A 15,256-nucleotide genomic window follows, 5' to 3' on the forward strand; every position below is an offset into this window, starting at 1 on the left:
TATGAAATCTGAAAATATCTCAAAACATTTTCATACATTGCATGTGCAAAGAAGCCAGTTCCTTCCTCATCTCCATTCACTATCTCAAGAACAACTATGGTATCGCCCTCAGAATGGAAAATGGTCTATCGGAGAGCATTTTTATCATTTATATTTAATTGCAAGAATGCTAAAAATAGCGATTAAATTCTCTTTCACTCTTATCCCTTATGCCAAGCTCAGAAGAAACACTCCATTTGCAACTGAAATACATGACATTTATGCCGAATATAACGAAAAACACGGCAAAGGAATGAAAGCTCCCTGGATTTTAATCCCTTCAAAAAAAGTCTATTATTCTATGAATGTAAATGAATTAGAAAAGTTACTTTCACGTGAAACAGCTGAAATAAAAAAACTAGTTCAAAATATAGAAGAAAATATTGCAGGACATATCGTATTTTTAGATCCAATTGCTCACTACCCTAACCTTATTCAATCTATCCAACTATTAGCAATTCATGAGAAGCATCATTTTATCATTATGAAAAACAACTCTAAAACGCTCGATTCCCTTCTAAAAATATAAAAGACTGCTCATATTACTTATCAGCAGTCTCTCCTATCTATTTAAGCTCTTGATGCTTCCCGTCCGTACTACCTAGCGCATTGCTAACTTGGTGTACAGTTCGTTTATTTGTTTTAGCACCTTTCAAAACTCTATATGTATATGATTCGTTTCGTTCATCTTTAAATTGTATATTCATACCGTAAGAATCGATTTTGCTATATCACTCTTTATATCCTTTTTCTTGCAAGTGCCACATCGTTGCGGTAATCGCTTCTTCTCGCTTTTCTTGTTCACCAACAAATATATATTTGTCCAAAAGAAATACTTTCACATTTGCAATTAAGCTAATTCACAATAAAACGATACATACTATTTTTTCATAAACTTCCCCCCAAATTGTTATTTTTACTTAAATACTAACAAAACAGAAAGTACGCCAGACTTTAACAGACTGGCGTACTTTTTAACTCAATTCCTAATCACTTCTCCCACTAACATCTTCGCTTTTTCCAACGCCTGTACAATTTGAACAAATCCTGTCCCACCTGCACTATTACGACGTTTTACCGCTGCATAAGGTGATAGAACCTCATATAAATCTTCTTCAAATAACGGGCTCATTTCTTTATATGTTTCGAGCGGCACATCTAATAAATAAATTCCTTTTTGTGTGCAATGAAGAACGAGCTTTCCGACAATTTCATGCGCCTGGCGGAATGGGAGCCCTTTGTTCGCTAAGTAATCAGCGATTTCTGTTGCATTAGAAAAGTCCTGCGTGACAGCCTGCCCCATTCTTTCTTTATTTACAGTCATCGTTTCTAACATACGAGCCATAATATGAAGACAGCCTTCTACCGTTTTAACTGTATCAAACATTCCTTCTTTATCCTCTTGCAAATCTTTGTTATAGGCTAGCGGCAATCCTTTCATTACTGTTAATAAACTGAATAAGTTTCCATACACTCTTCCTGTTTTACCACGGATCAGTTCCGCCATATCCGGATTTTTCTTTTGCGGCATAATGCTACTTCCCGTTGCATATTGATCGCTCATTTCAATAAATTGAAACTCCTGACTACTCCATAAAATGAGTTCTTCACAAAAGCGTGATACATGCATCATTAAAATAGATGAATTGCTCAGAAATTCTAATATAAAATCACGATCACTTACCGCATCTAAACTATTTTCATATATTCCTTCAAAACCGAGAAGCGCTGCGCTATATACACGGTCAATCGGAAATGTTGTTCCTGCAAGAGCACCTGCACCAAGCGGGGAAACATTTATACGTTTCAAAGAATCTTCATAACGATTTACATCACGTTCTAACATCCAAAAGTATGCGAGTATATGGTGAGCGAAAGAAATAGGTTGTGCACGCTGCAAATGTGTATACCCTGGCATAATCGTTTTAATATTCTCTTCTGCTTGATCAACAAGAACCTTCTGCAATTGTTTTGTAGCTTGTATTATATCTTGTACTTTCTCTTTTAAATACAAGTGCATATCTGTTGCGACTTGATCATTACGACTACGACCTGTATGAAGCTTTCCTCCTACCTCACCAATTTGTTCAATGAGCATCTTTTCAATATTTAGATGAATATCCTCCGCTTCTACCGAGAAGTTCAGCTTATTTTCTTTCGCTTTTTCAAGTAAATATTGAAGCCCTTCTTTTATTTTCTCTGCCTCATCTTTTGTTACAATCCCCTGCTTTGCAAGCATTGTAACATGTGCAATACTGCCTTCTATATCTTGTTTCACTAATTGTTTGTCAAAGAAGATCGATGCTCCAAACTCCTCGACCCACGCTTCTGCCTCTTCTGTAAAGCGCCCACCCCACAGTTTACTCACGCTTCCACCTTCTTCTGATTCACTTGGCTATATACTTTTGTTGGAAGACCAAATAGTGAAATAAAACCAACTGCTGCATCGTGATTAAATTCATCATTCGCTGTATAAGTCGCTAATTTTTCATCATATAAGGAGTATTCTGATTTACGTCCTTCTACAATCGCATGCCCTTTAAATAATTTTACACGCACTGTACCTGATACTGTCTTTTGCGTTTCTTGTAAAAAAGCAACAAGCGCTTGTTTTAAAGGTGAGAACCATAAGCCATTATAGATTAATTCTGTTAGCTTTTGTTCAATAATTGGTTTAAAGTGAGCTACTTCTTTTACAAGTGTTAAATCTTCAAGTTCTTTATGAGCAGTAAGTAATGTCATCGCCGCTGGGCATTCATACACCTCACGCGACTTAATGCCTACAAGGCGGTTTTCCACATGATCGATACGCCCAATTCCATGCTTTCCAGCAAGTGAATTTAACGTTTTCATTAATTGTGAAAGTGAGTAAGCTGTTCCGTTTAATGTTGTCGGTACACCTGCTTCAAATCCGATTTCTACAAATTCTGGCTGATCTGGTGTATTTTCTAATGGTAAAGTCATTTCATACGCATCTTCTGGCGGCGCTGCCCATGGATCTTCTAAAATTCCGCACTCATTACTACGTCCCCATAAGTTTTGGTCAATAGAAAATGGGCTATCTAAATTGACAGGAATTGGTACATCGTTTTCTTTTGCATACGCAATTTCTTCCTCACGTGACCATTTCCATTCACGTACTGGTGCAATGACTTCTAAATATGGGTTTAATGCTTGAATGGATACTTCAAAACGTACTTGGTCATTCCCCTTACCGGTACATCCATGCGCAACTGCACTAGCACCTTCTAGTGCTGCAATCTCAACTAGTTTTTTCGCAATTAGCGGACGAGATAATGCAGAAACAAGAGGGTATTTCCCTTCATATAACGTATGACCTTGTAAAGCCATCAATGCATATTCATTCATAAACTCTTCTTGCACATCAATCATATAAGATTTAATAGCTCCTACTGAAAGTGCCTTTTCTTTTACAAATTCTAAATCTTTCCCTTCCCCTAAGTCCAAGCAAAGAGCGATAACATCATAATTTTTTTCTTGCAACCACTTAATTGCAACAGAAGTATCAAGACCTCCAGAATATGCTAGCACAACTTTTTTCTTCTCCATTTTATATCCCCCTAAAGAATAAATATTCATAACAACTTATAATAATCCAAACTTTATCATCTTTTCTCAAATGAATCAAGAGATATTCAAAAAAAATTCTCACAATTTCATCGAACTTCTTTCTCTTTTTCGATACAATAGAAACAGAAAGTGGGGTGTCTATATGGAATCATATTTTATTTATGATGAACATCTAGGAATTGAAGTACCACATTTACAAGAGGAATGGGAAGACATCCCAGAAAAAGTGCAACATACAATTCTATTAAAGTGGGAACAAATTCGCGGGAAAATACCTGATCGCATAAAAGAACTTGAATATCATATTAACCAAAAACAACATCATCTCAATAACGAAGAAAACTTCGAGATTTCCTGTAGACTTAATTCTGAAATTGCAGACCTTGCTTCCATCATTAATGATTTATGGCTTTGGTATCGCCTTACGCAACATGTATCTCACGGAAAAACTCATCCATAAAGGACATGTCCCGCTTTCCATTTGGGACATGTCTCTTTACTTTTGTAAAAAAATAACACATGATGCACTCGATTTATCATATACTATATGATAAACCGATAAATACGTTATGAAACTCCTTCTTTACCCTTTATACTAACTGTCGAAATTATTCTCTTCTTTGCAATAACTTTTATTATCTTACAAAAATACCGAAACGTCACAACATCATCTCAAAAAAACAATGAAATCTGTAGATTTCCTCCAATTATTGTCGGTTTCCTTACGCATACATTTTTTGAAAGTATGATATAATAGTATAAAATCTTTACAGAAAGGATTTTGATATCATGATCGCTCGAAGGAGCATGTGGCATCGAATTGATGAATCTTACACGTAGCGTATTTTTTAGCTCAGATCCTTTAGTCTAGCGAAAAAATACGAGAGTGGGGAAATTATGATTGCCCGAAGGATAATTTGGCAAAGAAAAGACTCTTCTTACACATAGCGTTTTGTTTAAGTCACACTATTATTTGCTAAACAAAACAAAGAAGAGAATAGGATTGCTAAATAGGAAATCCTACCAAAGTTTTGTTTAGTCGTTTTTTAGGCTTAAACTAAAACGAAAGTAGGGAGAATTGATGGACGAGAGGATTATTCGTTATTTCTTCAGCGACATATAGCGTAGTTAGTTTGATGTAAACTAACTGACAGCTACTATGCGCTCGTAGTTAGTTTACAAAACGAAAAAAGACTACTAACTACGGAAAGAAGGAATAACGATGAGGAACATCCAAAGTCGACAAATTATTAAAGAAATTTTTATGGTTTTAATCGGTTCATTTATTTTATCAGCAGCACTATATCATTTTCATTTCCAAAACCACTTAACAGAAGGTGGATTTGTTGGGATTGCATTATTCATCCAAAACTTTTTTGATATTTCACCGTCGATTTCGACTGTATTAATGGATATTCCTGTCATCTTATTATGCGCTACATTTTTAGGCAAAAAGATGGTTGGTTATTCATTTCTAGGTTCGATTTCATTCGGCGTATTTTATTCTTTTGTGGAGAACTATTCTCCATTTACGGTAGATTTATCAAATCATTTATGGATTGCCGCTGTACTTGGTGGTGCGTTAGCTGGTATTGGACTCGGTTTTATATTACGATTTGGCGGTGCAACCGGCGGAGACGATATTTTAACGATTGTATTAAGCAAAAAAACACGCTTTACAATCGGGCAAATTTTCTTTGTCTTTGACGCGATTGTTCTTGCGCTTTCATTATATTATTTAAATTGGACGGAAATTGCATTTACGATTCTTTCCATTGCTGTTCAATCCAAAACATTGGACTTCATTTACTATCCAAAAGCAGAAAAGAAAACCGTATCCATTCCTATGTCCAAAAAACATGCAACAAACTAAAAAGCGAAAGGCCTCGGCCTCTCGCTTTTTTTCATGCACGTTTCTCTTTCTCTAATAGGTAGCGCACTTGATAAAATTTGTTTGCAAATTCGGTTACATTTCTTGTTAAACGATAATTCACAGTGGAACCAATTGCAATTCCTAGCACAGGAACACCTTGAAATAATTTACGACGAAGTGCATAAATCGAAAATGTCTTCAAAATTTGTTTAAGCACAACCTCTATTGAAGCTGGTTTTAATACTTCTTCTTCTCCTTCATAAAAGTAGGAGTCTTCTTGTTCTAATTCTTGCAGTAAATTGGACCAAGCATATTGTTGCAATCTTGTTGGCAATAATGCAGCGTGAAATACTTTTAGAGCAAGCATCATTTCATACGGCTTATTCACATCATGCCCAAACGAAGTTGCAATGAGCTGCACAGCTTTTACATTTAGCGCAATCATAACAGGAAAATCAGCAGTTAATAGGAATAAGCCTCCAACACCAGTTGCTCCTCCTTGTACAAAAGAGTATAGTCGATGACGTGCTGTCTGTTGTTCTGCTATGTATGTTAATTGATCGATAGATAATGCTTTTAAGTCATCTAAATTCTCAATGGACTCATCAAATAATCTAGCTGTACCTAAAATACGATTGCGCGCATCTAATTGCGATTGTGAACTTTGAATAAATGCATGAAGATGAAATAACCATCCGTCTACTTTTGCAAAAAGATTTGTACGCTTTTTCTCAGGTAATTTTTCTACTATTTCATACACCCATTTATCAAACATCTTTTGAAAATCAGTCGCTTCTTGTTCTATTAATTGTCTTTCCCACTCTTTTATATCTTGTAAAATGGATTGTTCTCGCTTCGATTGCATTGCAACAATCACCTCGCTCAATTTTTTTCTATTGTAACATATTTCTGCTTTTTCTTCGCAAACTTGATAAGTACACATATATTAATTCCATACATAAGAATAGCCTTCCAATTTTCCCACAAAAAAAGACGGAATCATATAAGATTCCGCCTTCTTGATATATATTAACCAATACCTCCAAGACGAACAACATCACGAGCGATCATAACTTCTTCGTCAGTTGGAATTACAATAATTTTTACTGGAGAGTGTGGGAAGCTGATAAATGCTTCTTCACCGAATACGTTGTTGCGTTTTGCATCAAAGTATACGCCCATGTACTCAAGACCTTCTAATACGCGCTCACGAATGATCGCACTATTTTCACCTACACCAGCTGTGAAGATGATTGCGTCAACGCCTTTCATGCGAGCTGCGTAAGAACCGATATATTTATGAATACGGCTTACGAACACATCAAGTGCTACTTTCGCACGGTGGTCGCCTTCTTCTTCTTTCGCAATAATGTCACGTAAGTCACTAGAATATCCAGTAAGACCTAACATACCACTTTTCTTGTTTAATACATTCACTACTTCTTCTACACTTTGTCCAGTTTTGTCCATGATGTATGGAATTAACGCAGGGTCAATGTTACCAGAACGTGTGCCCATTGTTACACCAGCAAGTGGAGTGAATCCCATTGAAGTATCGATAGATTTTCCACCTTCTACAGCTGCGATACTTGCTCCGTTACCTAAATGGCAAGAAAGAAGACGTAAGCTTTCAAGTGGACGGCCTAATAATTCAGCTGCACGCTCTGTTACATATTTATGAGAAGTTCCGTGGAAACCGTATTTACGGATACCGTATTTCTCATAGTATTCATATGGTAAGCTGTAAAGATACGCAGATTCAGGCATTGTTTGGTGGAATGCTGTATCGAATACTGCTACTGCTGGTACGTTTGGAAGCACTTCTTGGAACGCTTTAATACCAACAATATTTGCTGGGTTATGAAGTGGTGCTAATTCGCTTAATTCTTCAATATCTGCTAATACTTGATTTGTAATTAATACAGAGTCAGCAAATTTTTCACCGCCGTGTACAACACGGTGACCGATACCGCTAATCTCATCAAGAGATTTCACGATTCCATTTTCAGTTAATTTATTAAGAAGCATATTAACTGCCACTGCATGATCTGGAATATTTTTAACTTCTTTTTGTTTCTCACCATTTACAGTAATTGTGAAAATACTGTCTTCTAAACCGATACGTTCTACTAAACCTTTTGTTAATACTTTCTCACTTGGCATTTCAAATAATTGAAACTTCAAGGAAGAACTTCCTGCATTAATCGCGATGATTTTTGACATCTAGTCTTTCGCCCCTTTTTCTCTTGGTAGTTATGTGGAAAAACCACAAACCGCTCGATTTTATCTCTTTAAATCCATCAAAATGAAAACGTTTCATTTTTAATGAATTTTATACTCACGATTTTAATTTAAACATCGTCCGCCATATATTTCAAGTGAAAAAATTGTAACACCAAGAAAAAATATATATTACAGATTTCAAAAAAATTCAGTTTAATCTTGTGTATATTAAAACTACATACCCACCTTATAAAACTGTATTACATCAATAAATACATCTGTTACATGTTTTATGCTTTATGCGTTGCAAACCAATTATTTAATTGGCTCATCATATCCTCCATCGCCTTCACATTGGAAAACTTAGGTAATTCCACTAATAACGCCTGTTTTGGTATTTCTATCTTTTCTCCTTTTTTTTGGAGAACAAATATACTTTTTGCATTTTTTTCGTTTTTAAACATGGAAACCGGTAGCTGTAATAATCCTTGAATAAAACATGTTTCTTTAATAAACGCATGAAGCTTCGGCGCCTGCTCACTTTCAAAAATAAAGTTTGGCACTAAGAAGAATAAGTATCCTCCATCTTTCGTATGCTTGACACTTTGTTCAATAAATAAGTGATGCGCATAAGACATTCCTTCATCTGCTTTTAACTTATATTCACTTGAGCCAGCTTCGTTCGGATAATAACCTACTGGCAAATCACAAACAACTGCATCAACAGGATCAATATAAAGTGAAGCTAGTCCATCTTGATTGAAAAGCTCAATTGCTTGTTTTTGCAAATTCGCATTTACTAAGGCTAACTTAATAAGTAAGTCGTCTACTTCTACGCCAAAGCCACTCATTGCTACCCCGTCTTGAGCGCTATTAAAAATAGTCGTCATTAAATTTCCTGTTCCAATTGCCGGATCTAGCACCGTTATTTCTTTCTGACCCTTCATAAATTTATGGAATAAGTATCCCATAAATATTCCAACTGCATCAGGCGTCATCTCATGATTTGCTTGTATGCCTTCTTTCATTCCTTTTAAGATTGCAAGCTGAAATGCTTTTCGAATTTCTTCACTTTTATATGTTTCTTCATTAAATTTACTGTATTCACGATTCAACCGTTTCATTGTTGATTCAGATAAATTTTCTTGCAAAATCGCTCCTTCAAACAAGTTATCCCCTGTTTCTACAAGCGCTTCTAAATATGTCACATCCAATTCTTTACGTAAAATTACGGTAGAAGAATCGAAAATAGAAAATAACGTTTCTACTGTCTGACTCACATACATTCCTCCTTCAGTCCATTACACATAACTTATATCATACCACAATCTAATTTTTTGCCAAAAGAAAAAGCGACCTCTTTTTTAGAGCTCCCTTTTCAAATTGAAGACGATATGAACTTTTTCCATTTCATCCTATATGAGAAAAAACGACCTCCTAGAAAGAGGCCGCCTCCCTTCTATTACTTCGCTGCTTTCGCCGCTTCTAATGCCGCTTCATAGTTTGGATGGTTTGTACCTTCACTTACGTATTCTACGTAAACAACTTTGTCGTTGCTATCTACTACAAATACCGCACGAGCAAGTAAACGAAGTTCTTTCATTACAACACCATACGCTTCACCAAATGAAAGGTCACGGTGGTCAGAAAGTGTTACTACGTTTTCTAAACCGTTTGCTGCACACCAGCGTTTTTGAGCGAATGGTAAATCAACGCTAATTGTTAATACTTTTGTATTTTCAATACCAGCTGCCTCTTCATTAAAACGGCGTGTTTGCGCATCGCATACACCTGTGTCAATTGAAGGTACCACGCTAATTAATTTCACTTGACCTTTATATGTTTCTAAACTTACTGGAGATAAGTCATTTGCTAATACTTGGAACTTTGGCGCTTGATCGCCCACTTTAACTTCTGTTCCAACTAAAGTCATTGGATTACCTTTAAAAGTTACGTTTGCCACTTAAAAATCCTCCTTTATTTAAATAAAATATGTACACTGTAAATGATAGTTTGTCCCTAGGCAGAATGCAAACAAAATTGCTTCATTTACAAAAAAATAAAGAAGCTAATCAATTGACTAGCTTCTTTTTCACTGTTAAATTTCAAACTCCGGTTCCTCGCCTTTACGTTTCTCCATCATTTCCTTTACTTTATCAACAGCTTGTGGCGCTAATTCAATTACTTTGTCAATAATATGCGTTTGCTTATCTAAATGTAACACTTTCACGCCTCCTCCATTTATAACAAGAAAGGCAACAGGATTAATGGAGACTCCTCCACCGCTCCCTCCTCCAAATGGATGACGGCCAGAACTTTCAATCCTTCCAAACTCACTTCCACCTGCAGCAAATCCAAAACTTACTTTCGAAACGGTAAGAATTACACTTCCGTCTGCTGCTTTAATCGGGTCACCAATAATTGTATTTACATCCGTCATTTGTTTTAAATGCTGCATTGCTGTTGTCATTAAACCTTGAATTGGATGATCCATTCTATATCCCCCTATGCTTGAATAGATTTTTCTGTCACACTAGATCTTTGCTTTCTCATAAAGATGAGCAACTTTATTCCTGTTATTACAGTACGATACATATGAAAGGATGCTGTCAGTTCACACCTTGATGCAAATCCTTTCCCTTGAAAAACAGGTGTAATTTCAAAGTCCGGTATATCGACAATATGCATATATTGCCCGATGACTCCGGCAACCATCCCTTTTGTTCCCCAGGCATAACCGGTAACAATTCCAGTACTCGCTGCATCGCCTGCTCCAATTTGGGAGTGCCATTTCCAGCCATTGATTTTCACCTTTTTAAAAAAATCTTTAACAATAGTATGGATTTCTTGAAGCTTTTTTATCAGTTCCCCGATGCTATCCAGTTGTGCCATGATTTTATTTTCTATACCGCCTTCTCTTTCAGCCTTCTCAATTTTTTGACCAGTCTTTTTCTGTTGCCTTTCCATTCTTTCCAATACGTCAAATGTATATTTTATCTTCCATATTTTCACTTGAAATAAACATTGCTTCTCCGTCTCTGAATATAAAAACGTTACTTTAAGAGATATCTTTGACAATAATAAAAGTAAAAGAAAAATAAGAAAAATCCCTATCCCGATTGCAAGCCACTTCATTTATACCCATCCTTTCATTCCATACCCATTATCGACAAATTTATGCAGCATTAAACCACTTTTGATAAGATTGAAAATATAAACTTTTCTAAAAACAAAAAGGGATTTTGGCATTTTATATCGAAATATACTATTTGAACATATTGTCCAGAAAGATTTTTCTCACGAAACATAATTTGACTGCAATGGAGGGATACGCAATGGCAGATCGTCGTAATTTATTTTTCTTTTATGGTGATGATAAAACAGCGCTCATTGAAAAAATGAAGCCGATATATCGTATTTTAGAGGAAAACGGATTTACCATATTAGATCATCCAAAAAATGCAAATGCTATCGTCAGTGTTGGAGATGATGGAACCTTCTTACAAGCTGTTCGTAAAACTGGCTTTCAGGAAGATTGCCTATATGCGGGTGTTTCTGCGAAAGATGAAATTTCTTTCTACTGCGACTTCCATATTGACCATGTTGAATCCGCTCTTCAAGAGATTACAAAAAACGAAATTGAAGTGCGTAAATATCCAACAATTAAAATAGATGTCGATCAAGATACATCTTTTCATTGCTTAAATGAGTTTTCTTTACGCTCTAGCATTATTAAAACATTCGTCGTCGATGTCTACGTCGATGACTTATATTTTGAAACATTTCGAGGAGATGGCTTAGTCATTTCTACACCGACAGGTAGCACAGCTTATAATAAATCATTACAGGGCGCTGTTGTTGATCCGCTTATCCCATGTTTCCAAATAAGCGAGCTTGCCTCTTTAAATAACAACACATATCGTACACTTGGATCACCATTTATTTTAAATCATGAACGTACATTAACTTTAAAGCTACGACCAGAGGGGAACGATTATCCTGTTATGGGAATGGATAACGAAGCGCTTAGTATTAAACAAGTCGAAAAAGCTGTTGTGCGTTTAAGTGATAAACAAATTAAAACGGTGAAATTAAAAAATAACTCTTTCTGGGAAAAAGTGCAGAGAACGTTTTTATAAGTAATAAAAAGAGTGCTAGCAAATGTTCTAGCACTCTTTTGTTTTATTCTTATTTTTGATGCACAATTTTCCCATCTACTACAACTGTTACAGCTTGAATATCTTTTAGTTCTTCTACCTGTATGTGAAATATATCCCTGTCTATAATCGTAAAATCAGCTTCATATCCTCTCATAATTTTCCCGCGCCTTTTTTCTTTTCCAATTGCATAAGCACTTCCCGTTGTAAATAAGGACACTGCTTCAAATACCGTTAATCTCTCTTTAGGCATATAGCACACTCCATCGATAAAACTTCTCCGCGTTACCGCACTATATATACCTAAAAACGGATTTACTTGTTCAATTGGCGCATCTGAGCCTCCATTACAATGTAAGCCTGCATGAAGTAAAGTCTTCCAAGCATATGCATAGCGAAGACGACGCTCTCCCAATTTTTCAATAACAGATGGAAAATCAGATGAAACAAACACAGGCTGAATATCAATAATAACCTGCAACTTCTTCATCCGTTCAATTAAATCCTCCCTTGCAAGTTGGCAATGAATAATGCGATCACGTAATCCTTCTGCAGGAGGGTATAACTCTAGTGCCTCAATTACGTACTCTAGCGACAAATCACCAATAGTATGAATCGCAACTGGCATTTGTAAGTTGCGAGCTTTTTCCACAAGATCAGCTAGCTCATTTCGCGAATAAATTGCGACACCATTTGTCTCTTTTGCATTCTCATACGGCTCGCTTAATAATGCCGTTCTCCCGCCAAAAGAACCATCAGAAAAGATTTTCATCGCACCAAATTCAATGTAGTGCGTATTTTCATATTCTTTTCGCTCATCGGCAACTTCATGATGAACGAGCAAATGTGCTTTAAAAGGCATTTCTTTTATGACATGTGAAAACGCGGCATATGTTTTTTTAAAGCCTCCATAATAATTTAAGTCTTCCGTATGTCCCCCTACTAACCCATATTTCCAGCAATCACGAATAGCCACCTTTAAAGCTCTTTGTAAGTATGTTTCATTTATTTCAGGCTGAACATGTTTGATCAACTCTTGCGCTTGTTCATATAAAAGACCCGTTAATCTACTTGAGGAATCACGACCGATTTTCCCACCTTTTGGATCCTTCGTTTCTGCCGTTATATTGGCTTTTTTTAGTATGTATGAATTTACCCAAGTAACATGACGACAAACGCGTTTTAACAAAATGGGATGCTCCTTTGAAATCGTATCTAAATCATGAGCATGAACGTTTTTTGTATCTGTAAAATAATTTTCATTCCATCCTTCTCCAATAATCCAAGAACCTACTGGCGCCTCTTTTACTCTTTCTTTAACAAGAGCCAATACTTCCTCATAAGATGTACACTTTGATAAATCTAATCGAAGAAGTCTTTCACCATGTCCAATTAGATGCATGTGACTATCAACAAGACCTGGAAGCATTGTTCGCCCTTCTAAATTGTGTAACTGTTCAAATGGATAACGAATTTCTAAGTCTTGTTTTGTTCCTATATCAACAATCCTTCCGTTTTCAACATAAACCGCTTCTACTTTTTCATTCTCTTCTTCCATCGTATAAATATTTCCGCCGTACCATAATTCCCCCATCATTTTAACCTCCTCACCCTTTTAGCATACGAAATCAAAATGTAGAAAAGCAGCACCATTTTACATCACATGGTGCTGTTTCAAATATTCATTTTGATTCGCTGCGATTGTTGACACTTGCCCTGTATCTTTTACTTTAACCGCAATTCCATTTCTTGTTTTCTAAGTTCAACACGTCTAATTTTTCCGGAAATCGTTTTTGGTAGTTCGTCTACAAATTCAATCTTACGAGGATATTTATAAGGTGCTGTTAATTCTTTAACATGTTCTTGGAGTAACGGAATCAATGTATCTTCTTTTTCCTGTACATTGTCTCTTAATACGATAAATGCCTTTACGACACTTCCACGAATCTCATCCGGGCTCGCTACTACTGCGCATTCTCTTACATATGGATGTTTCACAAGTGCATCTTCCACCTCAAATGGGCCAATTGTGTAGCCAGAACTAATAATGATATCATCACCGCGACCTTCAAACCAAAAATAGCCATCTTCATCTTTTTTTGCTTTATCCCCTGTCATATAGTAATCACCACGGAATTGCATTGCTGTACGTTCATCATCTTTATAATATTGTTGAAAGAGTGCTGGTGTATCAATATGAACAGCAATATCTCCCACTTCTCCTACAGATACGGGGTGCCCTTCTTCATTTATAATTTCTACTTGATTACCCGGCGTCGGTTTTCCCATCGATCCTGGTCTTATTTCCATTCCTTTCATAACACCAATGAGCAATGTATTTTCTGTTTGACCATATCCATCTCTAACAGTAACTTGAAAGTGCTTTTGGAACGTCTCAATAACCTCACGATTTAACGGTTCTCCTGCGGATACAGCACTGTGCAACGCCTTTAAATTATATTGCTGCAAGTTTTCCGCTTTGGCCATTAAACGATATTCTGTCGGCGTACAGCAAAGCACATTTACTTGGTTCTCATCTAATAGCTGTAAATATGTTTTCGGCTCAAATTTACCGTGATATACAAATCCAGTTGCACCTGAACCGAGAGTTGCTAAAAACGGGCTCCAAATCCACTTTTGCCATCCTGGACTAGCCGTTGCCCATACAATATCATTCTCTTCAATTCCGAGCCAATTGGGAGCGCTCGTACGCAAATGTGCATAACCCCAAGCATGTGTATGAACAACACCTTTTGGATTTCCTGTCGTTCCTGATGTATAAGATAAAAAGACCATATCTTCCTTATCCGTCTTGACAATATCTAATACATCACTTTCTGTTTCTAATGCAGTATTTAAATTCGTCCATCCATCTACTTCTTTTTCACTTAAAACAAATTTTTGAAGAGAATCCATTTCCTTTATTCCTTCAAATTGTGAAATATATGGTTCATAACTTATAATAGCTTTTACTTCTCCATGTTGAATACGATATTCAATATCTTTTTTACGAAGCATTTCAGAACTTGGAATCACAACAAAACCCGCTTTAATTGCTCCGATATATGTCATATACGCTTCGATTAAACGCGGCATCATAATAAGAAGCTTATCCCCTTTTTGCAAACCACTTTTTATAATAGCGTTTCCAATCTTATTCGCTCCTTTTATTAATTCAAGGTATGTAACCTCTCTTCTTGCTCCTTGCTCATCTTGCCAAATTAATGCTAACTTGTCTTTTTCATTCATATATTTCTCTATCTCTGTAACTAAATTATACGACGGTGGCGCTAATAGTTCTTCTCTTTTCATTAATATCCTCCTTCGTCACTATGCCTCCCTTATATAATAAAGAATTTTCTGTAAATTTTGA

General features: G+C 36.1%; 14 protein-coding genes and 1 pseudogene. 4 read left to right on the top strand and 11 right to left on the bottom strand.

Features of this window, described 5'->3' with window-relative positions:
• Nucleotide 1: 1 nt before the first annotated feature.
• Nucleotides 2–568, top strand: coding sequence for a DinB family protein (locus MR063_RS04355; RefSeq protein WP_242193911.1), 567 nt, complete (start codon nucleotides 2–4; stop codon nucleotides 566–568).
• A 37-nt stretch (nucleotides 569–605) separates the two neighbouring features.
• Here MR063_RS04355 and MR063_RS04360 read toward each other — a convergent pair.
• The 3 genes and pseudogenes from MR063_RS04360 to MR063_RS04370 all read right to left on the bottom strand — a co-directional run bounded on the left by MR063_RS04360 (nucleotide 606) and on the right by MR063_RS04370 (nucleotide 3,609).
• Nucleotides 606–899, bottom strand: a pseudogene (locus MR063_RS04360) (DUF3139 domain-containing protein).
• A gap of 119 nt (nucleotides 900–1,018) precedes the next feature.
• Complete coding sequence (argH, locus tag MR063_RS04365) at nucleotides 1,019–2,407, bottom strand: argininosuccinate lyase (RefSeq protein ID WP_242193914.1); 1,389 nt, start codon at nucleotides 2,405–2,407, stop codon at nucleotides 1,019–1,021.
• The gene (locus MR063_RS04370; protein WP_242193919.1) at nucleotides 2,404–3,609 is read right to left on the bottom strand and encodes an argininosuccinate synthase; all 1,206 of its coding nucleotides are present in this window, start codon (nucleotides 3,607–3,609) and stop codon (nucleotides 2,404–2,406) included. The genes argH and MR063_RS04370 overlap by 4 nt, the downstream gene beginning before the upstream one ends.
• A 163-nt stretch (nucleotides 3,610–3,772) precedes the next feature.
• On the opposite strand from MR063_RS04370, the gene MR063_RS04375 reads away from it, so the two are divergent.
• Nucleotides 3,773–4,090 (top strand): radical SAM protein, encoded by a 318-nt coding sequence (locus tag MR063_RS04375; RefSeq protein WP_242144112.1) that lies wholly within the window; start codon nucleotides 3,773–3,775, stop codon nucleotides 4,088–4,090.
• Nucleotides 4,091–4,852: 762 nt separating this feature from the next.
• Nucleotides 4,853–5,503 (top strand): YitT family protein, encoded by a 651-nt coding sequence (locus MR063_RS04380; RefSeq protein WP_242193922.1) that lies wholly within the window; start codon nucleotides 4,853–4,855, stop codon nucleotides 5,501–5,503.
• A gap of 31 nt (nucleotides 5,504–5,534) precedes the next feature.
• On the opposite strand, the gene MR063_RS04385 is transcribed toward MR063_RS04380, so the two are convergent.
• From MR063_RS04385 to MR063_RS04410, 6 genes are all read right to left on the bottom strand, one after another.
• Complete coding sequence (locus MR063_RS04385) at nucleotides 5,535–6,368, bottom strand: EcsC family protein (RefSeq protein WP_242144114.1); 834 nt, start codon at nucleotides 6,366–6,368, stop codon at nucleotides 5,535–5,537.
• 164 nt (nucleotides 6,369–6,532) lie between these two features.
• Nucleotides 6,533–7,726: an acetate kinase gene (gene ackA / locus MR063_RS04390; RefSeq protein ID WP_242193939.1), complete on the bottom strand. Its 1,194-nt coding sequence runs from the start codon at nucleotides 7,724–7,726 to the stop codon at nucleotides 6,533–6,535.
• 290 nt (nucleotides 7,727–8,016) lie between these two features.
• The gene (locus MR063_RS04395; protein WP_242193944.1) at nucleotides 8,017–9,006 is read right to left on the bottom strand and encodes a class I SAM-dependent methyltransferase; all 990 of its coding nucleotides are present in this window, start codon (nucleotides 9,004–9,006) and stop codon (nucleotides 8,017–8,019) included.
• Nucleotides 9,007–9,188: 182 nt separating this feature from the next.
• Nucleotides 9,189–9,689 carry a thiol peroxidase gene (gene tpx, locus MR063_RS04400; RefSeq protein ID WP_242193947.1) on the bottom strand — a complete coding sequence of 167 codons (501 nt, stop codon included), beginning with the start codon at nucleotides 9,687–9,689 and terminating at the stop codon, nucleotides 9,189–9,191.
• A gap of 135 nt (nucleotides 9,690–9,824) precedes the next feature.
• The gene (gene ytfJ / locus MR063_RS04405) at nucleotides 9,825–10,220 is read right to left on the bottom strand and encodes a GerW family sporulation protein (protein ID WP_242193950.1); all 396 of its coding nucleotides are present in this window, start codon (nucleotides 10,218–10,220) and stop codon (nucleotides 9,825–9,827) included.
• Between the two features lie 11 nt (nucleotides 10,221–10,231).
• Nucleotides 10,232–10,861 (bottom strand): DUF2953 domain-containing protein, encoded by a 630-nt coding sequence (locus MR063_RS04410; RefSeq protein ID WP_242193953.1) that lies wholly within the window; start codon nucleotides 10,859–10,861, stop codon nucleotides 10,232–10,234.
• 200 nt (nucleotides 10,862–11,061) lie between these two features.
• On the opposite strand from MR063_RS04410, the gene MR063_RS04415 reads away from it, so the two are divergent.
• Nucleotides 11,062–11,865, top strand: a complete 804-nt coding sequence (locus MR063_RS04415) for an NAD kinase (protein ID WP_242144120.1) — start codon at nucleotides 11,062–11,064, stop codon at nucleotides 11,863–11,865.
• Nucleotides 11,866–11,914: 49 nt separating this feature from the next.
• Here MR063_RS04415 and MR063_RS04420 read toward each other — a convergent pair whose 3' ends face one another.
• Together MR063_RS04420 and mbcS are read right to left on the bottom strand one after the other, a co-directional pair.
• Nucleotides 11,915–13,477, bottom strand: coding sequence for an amidohydrolase (locus MR063_RS04420; RefSeq protein WP_242193956.1), 1,563 nt, complete (start codon nucleotides 13,475–13,477; stop codon nucleotides 11,915–11,917).
• A gap of 131 nt (nucleotides 13,478–13,608) precedes the next feature.
• Nucleotides 13,609–15,195 (bottom strand): acyl-CoA synthetase MbcS, encoded by a 1,587-nt coding sequence (mbcS, locus tag MR063_RS04425; RefSeq protein ID WP_242193972.1) that lies wholly within the window; start codon nucleotides 15,193–15,195, stop codon nucleotides 13,609–13,611.
• Nucleotides 15,196–15,256 lie beyond the last annotated feature (61 nt).

This window comes from Bacillus cereus group sp. BfR-BA-01492, assembly GCF_022662815.1.
Classification (GTDB): Bacteria; Bacillota; Bacilli; order Bacillales; family Bacillaceae_G; genus Bacillus_A; species Bacillus_A cereus_BD.